This window comes from Pseudomonas sp. MWU16-30323 (assembly GCF_020515595.1).
Taxonomy (GTDB): domain Bacteria; phylum Pseudomonadota; class Gammaproteobacteria; order Pseudomonadales; family Pseudomonadaceae; genus Aquipseudomonas; species Aquipseudomonas yamanorum.
Map to the genome: position 1 here is coordinate 55,321 of NZ_JAIWYM010000001.1, position 15,056 is coordinate 70,376.

Annotated in this window: 14 protein-coding genes; 7 read left to right on the forward strand and 7 right to left on the reverse strand. The window is 61.2% G+C overall.

What is annotated here, in order from left to right; translation table 11 throughout:
- Positions 1-93: 93 nt before the first annotated feature.
- The gene (bglX, locus tag LIY45_RS00240; RefSeq protein ID WP_226474937.1) at positions 94-2,385 is read right to left on the reverse strand and encodes a beta-glucosidase BglX; all 2,292 of its coding nucleotides are present in this window, start codon (positions 2,383-2,385) and stop codon (positions 94-96) included.
- A 214-nt stretch (positions 2,386-2,599) separates the two neighbouring features.
- Here bglX and LIY45_RS00245 point away from each other — a divergent pair, with 214 nt between their 5' ends.
- The 4 genes from LIY45_RS00245 to LIY45_RS00260 are packed head-to-tail and all read left to right on the forward strand — an operon-like array spanning position 2,600 to position 5,841.
- Positions 2,600-3,208: a LemA family protein gene (locus tag LIY45_RS00245; RefSeq protein WP_226474938.1), complete on the forward strand. Its 609-nt coding sequence runs from the start codon at positions 2,600-2,602 to the stop codon at positions 3,206-3,208.
- The gene (locus LIY45_RS00250) at positions 3,208-3,936 is read left to right on the forward strand and encodes a TPM domain-containing protein (RefSeq protein ID WP_226474939.1); all 729 of its coding nucleotides are present in this window, start codon (positions 3,208-3,210) and stop codon (positions 3,934-3,936) included. Before LIY45_RS00245 ends, LIY45_RS00250 begins: the two co-directional genes overlap by 1 nt.
- A 28-nt stretch (positions 3,937-3,964) precedes the next feature.
- Entirely contained in the window at positions 3,965-4,582 is a 618-nt protein-coding gene (locus LIY45_RS00255; protein ID WP_226474940.1) for a TPM domain-containing protein, read from the forward strand.
- Positions 4,583-4,623: 41 nt separating this feature from the next.
- Positions 4,624-5,841, forward strand: a complete 1,218-nt coding sequence (locus LIY45_RS00260) for an SAM-dependent methyltransferase (protein ID WP_226474941.1) — start codon at positions 4,624-4,626, stop codon at positions 5,839-5,841.
- Positions 5,842-5,946: 105 nt separating this feature from the next.
- Here the strand turns inward: LIY45_RS00260 and LIY45_RS00265 are convergent, their stop codons facing one another.
- Positions 5,947-6,846, reverse strand: coding sequence for a DMT family transporter (locus tag LIY45_RS00265; protein WP_226474942.1), 900 nt, complete (start codon positions 6,844-6,846; stop codon positions 5,947-5,949).
- 324 nt (positions 6,847-7,170) lie between these two features.
- Here LIY45_RS00265 and LIY45_RS00270 point away from each other — a divergent pair, with 324 nt between their 5' ends.
- Positions 7,171-7,752 carry a DJ-1/PfpI family protein gene (locus LIY45_RS00270; RefSeq protein WP_017479308.1) on the forward strand — a complete coding sequence of 194 codons (582 nt, stop codon included), beginning with the start codon at positions 7,171-7,173 and terminating at the stop codon, positions 7,750-7,752.
- A gap of 16 nt (positions 7,753-7,768) precedes the next feature.
- Complete coding sequence (locus LIY45_RS00275; protein WP_226474943.1) at positions 7,769-8,086, forward strand: ribbon-helix-helix domain-containing protein; 318 nt, start codon at positions 7,769-7,771, stop codon at positions 8,084-8,086.
- Between the two features lie 141 nt (positions 8,087-8,227).
- Here LIY45_RS00275 and LIY45_RS00280 read toward each other — a convergent pair whose 3' ends face one another.
- From LIY45_RS00280 to LIY45_RS00300, 5 genes are all read right to left on the reverse strand, one after another.
- Positions 8,228-10,786, reverse strand: a complete 2,559-nt coding sequence (locus LIY45_RS00280; protein ID WP_226474944.1) for a TonB-dependent receptor — start codon at positions 10,784-10,786, stop codon at positions 8,228-8,230.
- 128 nt (positions 10,787-10,914) lie between these two features.
- Positions 10,915-11,883 (reverse strand): FecR domain-containing protein, encoded by a 969-nt coding sequence (locus tag LIY45_RS00285; RefSeq protein ID WP_226474945.1) that lies wholly within the window; start codon positions 11,881-11,883, stop codon positions 10,915-10,917.
- On the reverse strand, positions 11,880-12,419 hold the full coding sequence (locus LIY45_RS00290; protein ID WP_226474946.1) for an RNA polymerase sigma factor: 540 nt from the start codon (positions 12,417-12,419) through the stop codon (positions 11,880-11,882). The genes LIY45_RS00285 and LIY45_RS00290 overlap by 4 nt, the downstream gene beginning before the upstream one ends.
- Before the next feature lie 205 nt (positions 12,420-12,624).
- Positions 12,625-13,512, reverse strand: a complete 888-nt coding sequence (locus LIY45_RS00295; RefSeq protein ID WP_226474947.1) for a dihydrodipicolinate synthase family protein — start codon at positions 13,510-13,512, stop codon at positions 12,625-12,627.
- A 27-nt stretch (positions 13,513-13,539) separates the two neighbouring features.
- Complete coding sequence (locus LIY45_RS00300) at positions 13,540-14,322, reverse strand: aldolase (RefSeq protein ID WP_226474948.1); 783 nt, start codon at positions 14,320-14,322, stop codon at positions 13,540-13,542.
- Between the two features lie 104 nt (positions 14,323-14,426).
- On the opposite strand from LIY45_RS00300, the gene LIY45_RS00305 reads away from it, so the two are divergent.
- Positions 14,427-14,969 (forward strand): XRE family transcriptional regulator, encoded by a 543-nt coding sequence (locus LIY45_RS00305; RefSeq protein ID WP_093200858.1) that lies wholly within the window; start codon positions 14,427-14,429, stop codon positions 14,967-14,969.
- The last annotated feature ends 87 nt before the right edge of the window (positions 14,970-15,056 follow it).

The following is a 15,056-nucleotide window of genomic DNA, read 5'->3' on the forward strand; positions in this document are numbered from 1 at the left end:
TGCTCGCGAAAGCGGTGGATCAGCCAAACTTCCATTGACTGACACACCGCATTCGCGAGCAAGCCCGCTCCCACACTTTGACCGAGCAAGACTTTAGAGCAGTTCGAAACTCTGCTGCTTCACATCCTGGGAATCCAATCCGATCTGCACATTGAACTCGCCCGGCTCAGCCGCGAACTTCAGTTGGGTGTTGTAGAACTTCAAGTCTTCCTCGGTGATGGTGAAGTGCACCGCGCGCTCTTCGCCCGCCTTGAGCATGATCTTCTGGAAGTCCTTCAATTCCTTGACCGGGCGGATCATCGAGCCGGCCACGTCCTGGATGTACAGCTGCACCACGGTTTCGCCATCGACCTTGCCGGTGTTTTTCACCAGCACGGTGGCGTCGAGCTTGCCGGACTTGTTCAGGGTGGTAGAAGACAGTGCCATGTCCGACAGGCTGAAGCGGGTGTAGCTCAAGCCATAACCGAACGGAAACAGCGGCCCGGTGGTGTCATCGAAGTACTGCGAGGTGTAGTTGCCCGGCTTGCCCGGGGTGAACGGCCGACCAATGCTCAGGTGGTTGTAGTAGGTCGGAATCTGCCCCACCGAACGCGGGAAGGTGATCGGCAGCTTGCCCGACGGGTTGTAGTCACCGAACAGCACGTCAGCGATGGCGTTGCCGCCTTCGGTACCGGCGAACCAGGTTTCGAGGATTGCGTCAGCCTGTTCGTTCTCCTCGACAATCGACAGCGGACGGCCATTCATCAACACCAGCACCAGCGGTTTGCCGGTGGCTTTCAAGGCCTTGATCAGGTCGCGCTGGCTCTGCGGGATGTTCAGGTCGGTGCGGCTCGACGACTCGTGGGACATGCCACGGGACTCGCCCACTGCGGCCACGACCACGTCGGCGCCTTTGGCGGCCTTGACGGCTTCGTCGATCATGTCCTGGGACGAGCGCGGGTCATCCACCACTTCCGGCGCATCGAAGTTCAGGAAGTTGAGGTAGTCGACGACTTTCTTGTCGTTGGTGATGTTGGCGCCACGGGCATAGATCACTTTGCCCTTGTCGCCGATCACGGCATTCATGCCGTCCAGCAGGGTCACCGATTGCGCGGGTTTACCGGCAGCGGCCCAACTGCCCATCATGTCGATCGGCGCCTTGGCCAGCGGGCCGACCAGGGCGATGGTCGCGGTCTTTTTCAGCGGCAGGGTGTCGTTCTGGTTTTTCAGCAGCACCAGGCTGCGGCGTGCCACGTCACGTGCGTCGGCGCGGTGCAGACGGCTTTCGGCGTAGGTGTCGGCCGGGTCATCCTCGGCCTTGCCGATGCGCAGGTAAGGGTCGGCGAACAGGCCCATGTCGTACTTGGCGCCGAGCACTTCGCGCACGGCGTTGTCGATGTCGCTCTGTTCGATCTCGCCGGATTTCAGCAGACCGGGCAATTCCTTGCCGTAGAGCGAGTCGTTCATGCTCATGTCGATGCCGGCCTTGATCGCCAGCTTGGCGGCTTCACGCCCGTCCTTGGCCACGCCGTGCTTGATCAATTCGAAGATCGCACCGTGGTCGCTCACGGCCAGGCCCTTGAAGCCCCAGTCCTTGCGCAACAGGTCGTTCATCAGCCAGGTGTTGGCGGTGGCTGGCACGCCGTTGATCGAGTTCAGCGCAACCATCACGCCGCCGGCACCGGCCTTGATGGCGGCGTGGTAGGGCGGCAGGTAGTCCTGGTACATCTTGACCGGGCTCATGTCGACCACGTTGTAGTCGCGACCGCCTTCCACCGCGCCATACAGGGCGAAGTGCTTGACGCTGGCCATGATGCTGTCGGCCTTGGCGGGGCTGGTGCCCTGGAAGGCCTTGACCATCACTTCGGCAATGCGCGAGGTGAGGTAGGTGTCTTCGCCAAAACCTTCGGAGGTGCGGCCCCAGCGTGGGTCACGGGAGATGTCGACCATCGGTGCAAAGGTGATGTCGAGGCTGTCGGCGGCGGCTTCCTGGGCGGCGATGCGCCCGGAATGGCCGATGGCGTCCATGTCCCAGCTGGAGGCCAGGGCGAGGCTGATGGGGAAAATCGTGCGGTGGCCGTGGATCACGTCATAGGCGAAGAACATCGGGATCTTCAGCCGGCTGCGCATGGCCGCGTCCTGCATCGGACGGTTTTCCGGGCGGGTGATCGAGTTGAAGGTGCCGCCGATACGACCTGCGGCGATTTCCTTGCGGATCAGCTCGCGGGGCATTTCCGGCCCGATGCTGATCAGGCGCAACTGGCCGATCTTTTCATCGAGGGTCATTTGTTTCAGCAGATCACTGACGAAGGCGTCTTTGTCCTTGAGTACTGCGGGCTTTGTTTCGGCAAATACGGAATGAGTGGCCAAACTGACAACAAGGCCCAGCAAACACAGCTTCTTCATGAAAATCCTTTCTCGCAGCCTTGGGACCGGAGAGCGTCTATTGTTGTTCGGGTGTTGTTCAGATAAATACCGCACACTTCTGAACTCTTATTGGCGCTGGGCATCTTTTAGCTGATTGGCACGATGCAATCCAGTGGGTGGTGGCGGATTATGCCCTAAGCCCGTGGCTAACGCGTCAGTCGGTAAATTTCATAGGTTTGGCAGGAGAAACACCATGCAAGCAGCACAAGGTTACCGCTGGGGCTGGAAGGTCGTGGCATTGATACTGGTGAGCACCGTGCTGAGCGGTTGCGGCATCAACAAGATCCCGACCCTGGACGAACAGGCCAAGGCGGCCTGGGCCCAGGTGCAGAACCAGTACCAGCGGCGCGCCGACCTGATCCCCAACCTGGTGGAAGTGGTCAAGGGCTATGCGGCCCATGAACAGGACACCCTGACCGCCGTGATCGAAGCACGGGCCAAGGCCACCTCGATCCAGGTGGATGCCAGTACCCTGGACAACCCGGAAAAGCTCAAGCAGTTCCAACAAGCCCAGGACGGCTTGAGCGGTGCACTCAGCCGCTTGATGGTGGTGTCCGAGCGCTACCCGGACCTGAAGGCCAACCAGAACTTCCTGGCCCTGCAGTCGCAACTTGAAGGCACCGAAAACCGCATCGCCGTGGCCCGTCGTGACTTTATCCAGGCGGTACAGGCCTACAACACCGAGATCCGCACCTTCCCGGGTCGCCTGTGGCACAGCCTGATGTACAGCGACTTGCCGGTCCGCGCCAACTTCGAGGCCACCAGTGCCGATGCCGATAAAGCGCCGCAAGTGAAATTCTGATGGGCAAGCGCGCTTGGCTGCTGGCGGCGGTGCTGCTGGCCTTTAGCCTGACCGCCCAGGCCGCCCTGAACTTCCCGGCCCTGACCGGGCGGGTGGTCGACAACGCCCAGATGATCGATCCGGCCGTGCGTGCGCAACTGACCCAGCAATTGCAGGCGCTGGAGCAGACCAGCGGTGACCAGATCGTGGTGGTCACCGTGCCTGACCTGCAAGGCGTACCCATTGAAGACTTCGGTTATCAACTGGGTCGCGCCTGGGGCATCGGCCAGAAGGGCAAGGACAACGGCGCATTGCTGATTGTCGCTCGGGATGAGCACAAGATCCGTATCGAAGTGGGTTACGGCCTGGAAGGCGTACTCACCGACGCGCAGTCCTGGGTGATCATCAACCAGGTGATCGCCCCGGCGTTCAAGACGGGCAACTACAGCAAGGGCATCAGCGACGGCGTGGCGGCGATGCTGCAGGTGGTGGGCGGCGATCCGCTGGCCGTGCCTGCGCATGTGTCTGAAGCCAACTTCGCCAAGCAAAACCCGGGCATTTCCATTGGTCTGTTCATCCTGTTGCTGGCGGTGCTGTGGCTGTGCAATCGCATGGGCCTGCCCGTTGGCGCTATCCTGCTGGCGATTCTCAGCAGCAGTGGCCGTGGCGGCGGGGGAGGCGGTGGCGGTGGTGGTTTCAGGGGCGGCGGCGGTGGTTTCGGTGGCGGTGGCGCCTCGGGTGGCTGGTAATGACAATAACGAGAGAGCATCAACAACCATGGCATTACTGAGTCAACACGAGCAACGCCAGGTCGCCGAGGCGATCGCCAGGGTCGAGCAGCAGACCGACGCCGAACTGGTGACCGTGCTCGCGGCCCGTGCCGACGACTACGCCTACATCCCGCTGTTGTGGGCCAGCCTGTTGGCGCTGGTGGTGCCGGGGATCATTCACTACCTGTCGGGCTGGCTGACCATGTACACCTTGCTGCTGGCGCAGTGGGGCACGTTCGTCGTGCTGTGCCTGGTGTTCCGGTTGCCCAAGGTCACCACGCGGCTGATTCCGCGCTCGGTGCGCCACTGGCGTGCGTCCAACCTGGCACGGCGGCAGTTTCTGGAGCAGCACCTGCACCACACGCTGGGCAGTACCGGGGTGCTGATTTTCGTCAGTGAGGCCGAGCGGTATGTGGAAATCCTGGTGGACAAGGGGATTTCCAGTCGCCTGGATGACAGCGTTTGGGATGCGATCGTCAAGGACTTCACCCGTCAGGTGAAGCAGGGGCAGACGTTGGCCGGGTTTGTCGCGTGCATTGAAGCCTGCGGCGAGTTGCTCAAGGAGCATGTGCCGGTGACCCACGCGCGTAATGAGCTGCCGAATCGGTTGGTGGTGTTGGAGTAGTGTAAAATTCCCGGCATTCCCTGCCCGAGGCGTTTTTGTTCATGTCTGCCACCGCTAAACCTGCCAGCCCCGCGCCGGATCATCACGCGCAGTTCCTAGAACTGCTGAGCGCGAGCCTTGAGCAAAACGCCTTTATCAAGCTGGTGCTGGCCAAGTACGTCGGCACCGAGCCTGATCTTCAGAAGCTGATCATCAAGCAGCTGACGGTCAAGGACCAGCCTTGCCTGTCCTTCGTCTACCGCTACAAGACCCGCGACATCACCAAGAACTTCTCCCTGGCCGATGGCGTGGCAGCGATTGCCGAGCTGCTGCCGGTGTCGTTCAAGAACGCGCACCTGCTGTCGGTGACCGACGAAGCCCAGCTGGAATACAGCAAGAAGAACAAAAGCTCGCTGTTCAAAAGCAAGCCGCAACAACTGCGGGAGGCGCCGTCTGCCGAGCACAACCGCGAGAAGAATCGCTTCCTGGACCTGTCCCGGCCCTTTCTCGCTGACCTTGGCGTGACCAACGCCAAGCACGAGCTGATCCCGGCGATGTCGCGCAAGTGGAAGCAGATCAACAAGTTCATCGAAGTGTTCAGCCATGCGCTGACCACCTCACCGCTGAAGCTGGACCAGCCGGTGCGGGTTGCGGACTTTGGCTCGGGCAAGGGCTACCTGACGTTTGCCATCCACGATTACCTTCGCAACACCCTCAATGCCGAGGGCGAAGTCACCGGCGTGGAACTGCGCGAAGACATGGTGACCCTGTGCAACAACGCCGCCGCCCGCCTGGATCACCCGGGGCTGGTGTTCAAGTGTGGTGATGTGCGCAGCGTCGCGCCCAGCGAACTGGACGTGATGATCGCCCTGCATGCCTGCGACATCGCCACCGACTACGCGATTCACACCGGCATCCGCTCCGGGGCGTCGATCATCATGTGCTCGCCGTGCTGCCATAAGCAGATTCGTTTGCAGATCCAGAGCCCGGTGCTGCTCAAGCCGATGCTCCAATACGGCCTGCACCTGGGCCAACAGGCGGAAATGGTCACCGACAGCCTGCGTGCGTTGTTCCTTGAAGCCTGCGGCTATGAAACCAAGGTGTTTGAGTTCATCTCGTTGGAACACACCAACAAGAACAAGATGATCCTTGCCGTGAAGCGTGCGGAGCCGGTGGATAACGCTCAGCTCCTGGGGAAAGTCCAAGAGCTCAAGGCGTTCTACAACATCACCGAACATTGCCTCGAAACCCTGCTGCGGGCGGACGGTTACCTCGCCTGAGAACGACGCTAACCAAAATGTGGGAGCTGGCTTGCCTGCGATGCAGGCACCTCGGTGTAACAGGTAAAGCGAGGTGATGCTATCGCAGGCAAGCCAGCTCCCACATTAGATCGCGCTGGGCTTGGGAGCTGGCGCAGGCTTCACACTGGTCTTGCGCCCCAACATCACCGTCACAATCACCCCGCAGGCAAACAGCCAGGTAATCGGCTCGATGTGCTCACCAAAAAACAGCGCGGAAAACGCGATGGTGAAAAAGATCTGCAACAGCTGAATCTGGCTGACTCGGGCGATGCCACCCATGGCCAGCCCGGCGTACCACGCAAAGAAACCCAGGAACTGCGAAAACAGCGACACATAACCAAACGCCCACCAGGTGCGCATGGAAATCGGCCCTTCGTGTTGCAGCGCCAGGTAGGCCACCGGCCCGATCAATACCGGCGTCGACAGCACCAGCGCCCAGCAGATCACCTGCCAGCCGCCCATCTCCTTGGCCAAACGGCCACCTTCTGCGTAACCCAGGCCACCCACGGCAATCGCCCCGAGCATCAACAGGTCGCCCGCCTGGATACTGCCGGCCCCGGTGATCAACGCATAACTCAGCACCAGCGCACTGCCCAGCGCCGCGCAGGCCCAGAACGCCTTCGATGGCCGCTCATGGGACAACCACGCGGCATACAGCGCCACGCACAGCGGCTGCAAACCGTTGACCAGCGCGCCATGGGACGCGGGCAAGGTTTGCATGGCCCAGGCCGACAGCACCGGGAAGCCCAGGATCACCCCGGCAATCACCAGCGTCAGCCCGCGCACCTGGCGCCAGGTGGGCCAGCGCTCACGGCGCCACAGCAACAACGCCGCCGCCGGCACCGCCGCAAACAACGCCCGGCCCAGGCCATTGAGCAGCGGGTGGATTTCCTGCACCACGATACGGGTGAAGGGCAGGGTGAGGCTGAAGATGACGACGCCCAGCAGGCCGAGGGCCATGCCGGTATTTTCGCGGGAGCTCATGGAAGGAACCAGAATCAAATGGGCCGGAAGTGGACGTTCATCTAGCCACAAAGCCCCGCAAACGCGCGCTTACAGCTGGGTCAAGATTGAGCCGTACAGTTTTGAATGGGCGACTCGGTTCATGTGGGAGCTGTCGAGCCTTGGCGAGGCTGCGATGGGATCAACGCAGTTTACCTGTCAGGCCGAGGTGTCTGCATCGCGGGCAAGCCCGGCTCCCACACAAGCCGGGGTGCTGATGTAGTAGCGGGCCATTACCCGGCCCATCGGCACAGGTCTATCTTGGCTACTCCTGTCTGCCCAACCGTTCAACCGGAGGAATGTCCCATGGCCGCGAAGAAAATCCTGATGCTGGTCGGCGATTACGTCGAAGACTATGAAGTGATGGTGCCGTTCCAGGCGCTGCTGATGGTGGGGCATACCGTGCACGCCGTGTGCCCGGACAAGACCGCCGGCCAGACCGTTCGCACGGCGATCCACGACTTCGAAGGCGACCAGACCTACAGCGAAAAGCCCGGGCACCTGTTCGCCCTGAACGCAGATTTTGCCAAGGTCGACGCCGCCGACTACGACGCGTTGCTGGTGCCCGGTGGTCGCGCGCCCGAGTACCTGCGCCTGAACGAAAAAGTCCTGCAACTGGTCAAGGCCTTCGATAAGGCTGGCAAGCCCATCGCTGCGGTATGCCACGGGGCACAATTGCTGGCCGCCGCCGGCATTCTGGAAGGCCGTGAGTGCAGCGCTTACCCGGCGTGCGGGCCGGAAGTGCGATTGGCGGGCGGTACGTTCATCGATATCCCGGTGACCGACAGCCACGTTCAAGGCAATCTGGTGACGGCACCGGCGTGGCCGGCGCACCCCAGCTGGCTGGCGGGTTTCCTCGGCCTGCTGGGCACCAAAATCACCCTGTGAAGTGGAGGTCATCGCCATGTGCGAGCTGTACGTCAAGGCCGACCCGATTCTGTACGAATCCCGCTCGCGTTCCCTGCGCATCTGCGGCGTGGTGACCACCGTGCGCCTGGAAAACCAGTTCTGGGACATCCTCAGCGAAATCGCCGAGGTGGATGGCATGACCACCAATCAACTGATCGCCAAGCTGTATGAAGAGGTGATGGACTACCGCGGCGAAGTGGTGAATTTTGCTTCGTTTTTGCGGGTGAGTTGCACGCGGTATCTGAGCCGGCAGCGGGTTCAGGCCCCAGAGCTCAGCCTTGTGAATACAAGAAATGGCGCGCAGAAGATCTGAATGTGGCCACTCGTTCAATGTGGGAGCCGGGCTTGCCCGCGATGACATCGCCTCGGTTTAACTGGCTGACCGAGTCGCCCGCATCGCAGGCAAGCCAGCTCCCACACTGATCGGGTTTCCAAGCCGAATACGTGTGAAGGGTCAGAAGAACCGCGTCACGCTGATCTTCGCATCCCGGCCCTTGGTGTAGGCGCGGTCGCCGCTCAACGCCGGGCGGAAGTTGTTGTTGAACAGGTTATCCACGGTGAAGTTGACCTCGGTGCCCTTGAGGTAAGCCTGCTGCGGCTTCCAGCTGGCGAACAGGCCCTGGGTGTTGTAGCGCTTGTTGCCGTACTGATCGTAGAACAGGTCGCCGATGCTGGTGCCCGGACCGCCGGAATACTTGTCGCTCGGCAAACGGCGGGTGGCGCCGATGAACTGTCCTTGCCAGCCCACCTGAGCGTCGAGGCTCGGGATCTTGGTGCCGAGTACGATCACCCATTTGGTCGGCGGAATATCCCGCGCCCAGACGTCCGGGCCCCATGGGTTGGTGTAGGCGCCTTCGTGTTTGCCGGTGGTGTAGGCGAAGGACACCGAGCCGAACACGTAGGTGGAGTCGTAGAAACTCTCGGCCTCAAAGCCCTTGATGGTCATGCCGCCGATGTTGCGGTAGTTGGACATCGCCCCCGGCGGGCAGGCGCTGGAAATCGTCCCGCCGTTGACCGCCTGGTTCTGGCAGCCCACCCCCGTGTTCTTGAAGATCTCGTCCTCGACCTTGTTGTGGAACAGCGTGGTACGCAGTTGCAGGTTGTCGCCGTGGGTGAACACATCGGCGAAGCGGGTGACGTTGCCCAGGGTGATGGAGGTGATGCGCTCCGGGTCCAGGTCGAGGCTGGTGGCGGTGCGGCTGCCCAGGCCCTGGACTTCATACTGCTCGTCGATCACCGGGGCGCGCCAGGTGCGGCTCCAGTTGGCAAACATCGCCACGTTCGGGGTGATGGTCCAGTAGGCGGCCAGGCGCGGCGACCAGCCGGTGTAGGTGCGGTCGCTGTAGTCGTGGCCGATGGCCGGATCCGGGTTGCTGTAGTACGGCGCGTCATTGGCCTCGCCGCGGTTGCGCACATGGTCATAGCGCATCGACGGGGTGATGGTGACATCGCCCAGCGTCACCGCGTCCTGGATAAAGAAGCTGTGGGTGTCGACCTTGCCATGGGGCATGAAGCCCGGCTGGAAGTGCCCGTAGTTGTATTTCGGGGTGTTGTAGGTGGCGCCGGGCATCCACATTTCGGTTTCCCGGGTGTGCTTGCGAATCTGCACCCCGGTGGTCACCGCGTGTTGCAACGCACCGGTGGAAAACAGGCTGACGTTGCGTACGTCGAGGTTCTTGTCGTTGTAGGCGGTGTCCATCTTGCGCCCGCCAGTGGCCAGCTGGAAAAACGCCGTGGCGTCTCGCTCGTCGGTCTGGTCGGTATTGGATTCGGAATACTTGATGGTCAAGTCCACCAGCGGGTTATTCATCGGCTGGTATTCGTACTTGCCGGACCAGGTGGTGTCGACGGTGTTGCGGTTGGCCAGGAAGCGTTTCAGCGCGGCTTCGTAGCCATAGCGGTCGATGTTGGCCTGGGTCGGCGGTGTTGGGTAGCTGGCGGCAGAGAAGGGCGTCCAGCGCTGGCTGTTGGAGCGCGAATACGACAGGCCAAGGCTTTGCTCATCGGTGAAGTGAGCATTGAACTTGAACAGTTTGCCATCCACATTCTGGGCGCTGTTGGGCAGGCGCTTGGGGTTGATCGGGTACTGGTTGTTGTCGTTGGGCAGGGTGGCGGCCAGTTTCATGTCGCCGCCGTCGCGCTGGGTCAGGTAGGCCAGGGCGTCGAAGCGGCCGTCATCGGTACGGCCGTAGACCGCGCTGCTGTAGACCTGCTCATGGTCGTTGCTGGAGTAGCCGTATTTGAGCATGGCGCCGCTGTTGCGCCCGTCCTTGAGCAGGTCCGGGGCATCCTTGGTGGTCATGTTGACCGTACCGCCAAAGCCGCCGTTGCCGCTGAAGGGCGAGTTGGGGCCCTTCTCCACTTCGATGCTCTTGATCAGCTCGGGCTCGATAAACACGGTGCCTTGCTGGTAGCGCTCAAACCCGCTTTTGGTGGCGCCGTCGACGGTCAGCGGCACGTCTTCGGCGTCGCCGAAACCCCGGATGTTGATGGTCTGGCCGCCGGGCTTCAGCGAGCCACCCTGGCTGATACCGGGCAAGGTCTGCAGCAGGCTGGGGATGTTATTGGACTGGTAGCGGTCGATGTCGGCCTGGCTCAGGGTGGAACGGCCGACGGTGGTGGAGTCCACCTCGTTGCCGGTGCCGATCACGCTCAGGGCCTCCAGCTGGATCGCGCTGCTGTTGGTGGTCTTGCCCTCTTCGGGGCGTACCACGTAGGTGCTGCCGACCTTGAGCAACACGAACTCGCCGTTGTTGAGCAAGGTGCGAATCGCCACTTCCGGTGTGAAGTCGCCATTGAGGGCCGGCGCCTGGACGTTTTTCAGCAGTGCTTCATCGAACAGCAGCTGGATTTTCGCCTGCTGCGCCACCTGGCTCAGGGACGTGGCCAGGGACTGGGCCGGCAGTTGCAGCTTGAACGACTCGGCCTGGGCACTCAGGCTGAAGGCCAGGCAGGCGGCAATGGCGGTGGGTCGAAGAAACAGGTGCTGAACGTGGCAAGGCGCGCGAAACATGAAATCCCCCGAAGTAGCCAAATGGCCAGAAAGGTGTGCGTATCAAACGCAGACCCGAGGAAGACGCGGCAGGAAAAATAATCCTCACATGCGAATGCAAAATATTCTCAAATGAGTGTATCGAGGGATTATTTCCGAGGCTCAATCCTGATATTGCCGTCGGCCAGGGCCACGGTTTTTACTGGCAGCAGGGCGGGCAGGGCGTTGAGCAGGGCGTCCGGATCATTCACGTCCAGATTGCCCGAGACCTTCAACTGCGCCACCGCGCTGTCCACCAGCAACGGCGCCTGTGGCCGGTACAGGCTCAACTCGTCCATCAGGCTGGCCAGCTCGCGATTACGAAACGATACGTGCCCGCCGCGCCAATCGGCGACCTCGCCGGCTTCGAGGGTTTGCTGTTGCAAGGTGCCCTTGGCATAACTGAACGTGGCGCGCTGCTGGGCGCCGAGCAGCGTAGCTGGCACCTTGGCATTCGCGTCGAACGCGACTTGGCCGTGGGCCACGCTGACCACCAACTGTTGCTTGCTGCGCCGTACATCGAAGCCGGTGCCGACCACCCGCACATTGGCTTCACCGGCTTGCACGAACAGTGGCCGTTCCTTGTCGGGTGCCACCTCGATATACAGTTGGCCTTGATCCAGATGCACGACGCGCTGATGACTGTTGAAATCCAGCCGTAGGCGCGTGTTGGCATTGACGTACAAGGTGCTGCCGTCGGGCAAGTGCAAGGTGCGCATGCCCTTGGCATGGGCCGCGACCTGGGCGTGGAACAGCTCGCGCGGGGCGCCGAGATTGCTCGTCAGCAGGGCACACACCAAGGCGGCCGCCACCGCCAGGGCCGGGCGCCAGACTGGCGTTTTGCGCACGGGCAGCGGTGTGGGTTTGTTCAGTTGCTGCAACTGGGCGAGGTCGGCCCACAGCTGTTCGAATTCGGCGTAGGCACGGGCATGGGCCGGCTCGGACTGCCAGGCGGCAAACGCCTTGCGGTCGGCGCGACCGGCGTCATTGCGGTTGCGCGCAAACCAGCTGGCGGCTTGGGCATCGATGGAGTCGCGGGCCTCGATGTCACAGCTGTCGATGTCGCTCAGGCGGGTCATTCTGGCTGCTCCTTGCCCTGTTCTTGTTGAAGTCGCTGCTTGCAATGCAGCAAGGCAAAAGCGATGTGCTTTTCCACCATGCTGACGGAAACGCCCATGCGTTCGGCGATCTGCGCCTGGCTCAGGCCTTCGAAGCGGTGCAGCATAAGGGCTTCTCGTCTTCTCGGCGAGAGTTCAGAGAGGACTTCTTTCAACTGTTCCAGGCGTTGCAGGCGTTGCGCGGCGGCCATGGGATCGTCTCGCGAGTCGTTGACAGGTTCGGCCTCCAGTTCGGCCTGTTGCTGGTGGACGGTGTGCCGCACCTTTTGTTTGCGCCAGTGATCGCGCAGCAGATTGCGCGCCATCTGGAACAGAAACGCCCGTGGCTGCTCGACCTGGGCGCGGTCGCGGTAGTCCAGCCACTGGGTGAAGACGTCCTGGGTCATGTCTGCCGCGTCGCTGGCGTTGTCCGTGCGTTTGCGCAGGAAATGCAAGATATCTGCATAAAACCTGCGAAAAGCATCGGCCGACAGCGGGTCGGGCTTGGGACGAGACATGGATATCCTTCTTGACGAAGCACGACGTGGAAAAGTCGCGAATGATATCGAGAACTATTGTCATTTGTCTCTAGTGAAATTCTACGGAGGAATGCGGACTGAATGTGGGAGCGGCTTGCTCGCGAAGGCGGTGAATCAGTCGACATATTAATTGACTGACCCACCGCCTTCGCGAGCAAGCCCGCTCCCACCTTTGGATGGCGTTTCAGCGCAACAGGGTCAGCAGTGCTTGCAACTGAACACGGCCAGGCTCACCCAGCGGGAACACCGGCAACCGTGGATCCCCCGACTCCAGCCCCGTCAGCCGCAAACCGGCCTTGATCGTCGCCGGCAAGCCGCCTTTGAGGATGAAGTCCAGCAACGGCAACTGGCGATAAAACAGCTCCCGCGCTTTCTCCAGGTCATTGGCCAAAACGGCTTCATACAAATCCAGGTTGAGCTGCGCAATCAGGTTCGGCGCCGCCGTGCACCATCCCTTCGCCCCTGCCGCAAACGCCTCCAGTGCCAGCGGATTGCAGCCGTTGTAGAACGGCACCTGGCCCTCGCTACGCCGATGCAGTTGGTGCATGCGCTGAATATCCCCGGTGCTTTCCTTGACCATGGTCACGTTGTCGACGCTGTCGACGATGCGCAGGATCAAGTCCACCGACATATCGGTGCCGCTGGTGGCCGGGTTGTTGTAGAGCATGATCGGCACACCGATGCTGTTGCCAATGGCCGCGTAGTGAGCGAGGATTTCCGCCTCGCTGAGCTTCCAGTAAGAGGCCGGCAATACCATCACTACGTCCGCACCGTGGGCTTCGGCAAACTGCGCGCGACGCACGGCCTTGGCGGTGGTCAGGTCGGAGACGCTGACGATGGTCGGCACGCGTTTGCCCACCTTCTGGAGGCTGTAGGCGGCGACTTCATCCCACTCCGCATCGCTGAGGTAGGCGCCTTCGCCGGTGCTGCCCAGCGGGGCGATAGCGTGCACGCCGCTGTCGATCAGGCGGTCGATCGAAAGCCCCAGGGCGTCCAGATCAATGTGCTGGCCGTCCGCGCTGAACGGGGTGATGGTGTAGCCGATAATGCCGTGAATAGAAGGGCTGGACATGGAAAAGTCTCCGGTCGAAAAAGGGTTTCAGTTCAGGCAATCGGCGTGTTGGCGCAGGTTCTGCCGAGCGTAGTAGTTGAACGCAGCGCCGTGGCGCTTGGGCTTGGAAATCCAGTCATGGGCTTCGCGGCCCAGCGCCGGCAGGATCGGTTTGATCGTGCCGGCGGCCATCGCCAGCAGCTGCAACTTGGCGGCACGCTCGATCAACTGTGCGATCACACAGGCTTCCTCGATGCTCGCCCCGGTGGACAATTGGCCGTGGTGAGAAAGCAGAATCGCGCGTTTATCCCCCAGGGCGGCGGTGATGATTTCGCCTTCTTCGTTGCCCACCGGCACGCCGGGCCAGGCTTCGAGGAACGCGCAGTCTTCGTACAGCGGGCAAAGGTCCATGTGGGACACCTGCAGCGGCACTTCCAGCATCGACAACGCAGCGATATGAGTCGGGTGAGTGTGGATGATGCAATTCACATCCGGGCGACCGCGGTACACCCAGCTGTGGAAACGGTTGGCCGGGTTGGGCATGCCGTGGCCTTCCAACACTTCCAGGTCTTCGTTGACCAACAGCAGGTTGCTGGCGGTGATTTCATCGAAACCCAGGCCGAGTTGTTGGGTGTAATAGGTGCCCGGGGTGGGGCCGCGTGCGGTGATCTGCCCGGCCAGGCCGGAGTCGTGGCCGTTTTCGAACAGGATCCGGCAGGTGAGTGCCAGCTTTTGCCGGTCGGTCCACGTATTATCCGCCAGGGTGTTTTGCATCTGGCTCAGCGCTTGCTTGACCAGTTGGTCTTTTGGGAGTGCTAATGTCTTGGCCATATCAGTGTCCTTGTTCGTCGCAAATGACACGAAAGAGACTATATGACACAAAGTGTCATTGGCAAGTATTCATCATCGCCTCTTTAATGGATTAACCGCTGCACATGTCTATCCGTTTGAAAATACTGAGAAAAAAACTTGGTGTGACCCTGGAGTCGCTCGCGGAGAAATCCGGGATGACCAAGAGTTACCTGTCGAAAGTCGAGCGCGGGCTGAATACGCCTTCGATTGCTGCGGCGCTGAAGTTGGCCAAGGCGTTGAACGTGAAGGTTGAAGAGCTGTTCAGTGAAGACAACGTCAGTCTCGACAGTTACAGCCTGGTGCGTAGCCATGAACGGCAGGCGTTGTCGGGCACCGATGCGTCACCAGGGTATGCGGTGTTGGCGCATCAGGTCAGTGAGCGCAGTTTGTTGCCGTTTATCATTTACCCGCCGGCGGAGTTCACCGACAAGACCTTCAAGGAGCATTTGGGGGAGGAGTTTCTGTTTGTGCATGAAGGCCAGGTTGAGGTGGATTTCATGAGTGAGCGGGTGGTGTTGAATCGGGGGGATGCGTTGCATTTCAATGCGCAGAAACCGCATCGGATTCGGTCGGTGGGGGAGGTTCAGGCGCAGCTTTTGGTGGTGGTGCATAGCGCTGAGGAGTGATGGTGGGGTGGGGGCATATCCGTTATTTGTGTGATGGCCGCTGACGGTTCCGCTCTTACAGCGGCTCACTTTTGAAGAGCGCAAAAG

Excerpts from the sequence above, each read along its gene's own strand:
- bglX (WP_226474937.1), bottom strand. The coding sequence starts at position 2,385 with ATGAAGAAGCTGTGTTTGCTGGGCCTTGTTGTCAGTTTGGCCACTCAT.
- LIY45_RS00245 (WP_226474938.1), top strand. The coding sequence starts at position 2,600 with ATGCAAGCAGCACAAGGTTACCGCTGGGGCTGGAAGGTCGTGGCATTG.
- LIY45_RS00250 (WP_226474939.1), top strand. The coding sequence starts at position 3,208 with ATGGGCAAGCGCGCTTGGCTGCTGGCGGCGGTGCTGCTGGCCTTTAGC.
- LIY45_RS00255 (WP_226474940.1), top strand. The coding sequence starts at position 3,965 with ATGGCATTACTGAGTCAACACGAGCAACGCCAGGTCGCCGAGGCGATC.
- LIY45_RS00260 (WP_226474941.1), top strand. The coding sequence starts at position 4,624 with ATGTCTGCCACCGCTAAACCTGCCAGCCCCGCGCCGGATCATCACGCG.
- LIY45_RS00265 (WP_226474942.1), bottom strand. The coding sequence starts at position 6,846 with ATGAGCTCCCGCGAAAATACCGGCATGGCCCTCGGCCTGCTGGGCGTC.
- LIY45_RS00270 (WP_017479308.1), top strand. The coding sequence starts at position 7,171 with ATGGCCGCGAAGAAAATCCTGATGCTGGTCGGCGATTACGTCGAAGAC.
- LIY45_RS00275 (WP_226474943.1), top strand. The coding sequence starts at position 7,769 with ATGTGCGAGCTGTACGTCAAGGCCGACCCGATTCTGTACGAATCCCGC.
- LIY45_RS00280 (WP_226474944.1), bottom strand. The coding sequence starts at position 10,786 with ATGTTTCGCGCGCCTTGCCACGTTCAGCACCTGTTTCTTCGACCCACC.
- LIY45_RS00285 (WP_226474945.1), bottom strand. The coding sequence starts at position 11,883 with ATGACCCGCCTGAGCGACATCGACAGCTGTGACATCGAGGCCCGCGAC.
- LIY45_RS00290 (WP_226474946.1), bottom strand. The coding sequence starts at position 12,419 with ATGTCTCGTCCCAAGCCCGACCCGCTGTCGGCCGATGCTTTTCGCAGG.
- LIY45_RS00295 (WP_226474947.1), bottom strand. The coding sequence starts at position 13,512 with ATGTCCAGCCCTTCTATTCACGGCATTATCGGCTACACCATCACCCCG.
- LIY45_RS00300 (WP_226474948.1), bottom strand. The coding sequence starts at position 14,322 with ATGGCCAAGACATTAGCACTCCCAAAAGACCAACTGGTCAAGCAAGCG.
- LIY45_RS00305 (WP_093200858.1), top strand. The coding sequence starts at position 14,427 with ATGTCTATCCGTTTGAAAATACTGAGAAAAAAACTTGGTGTGACCCTG.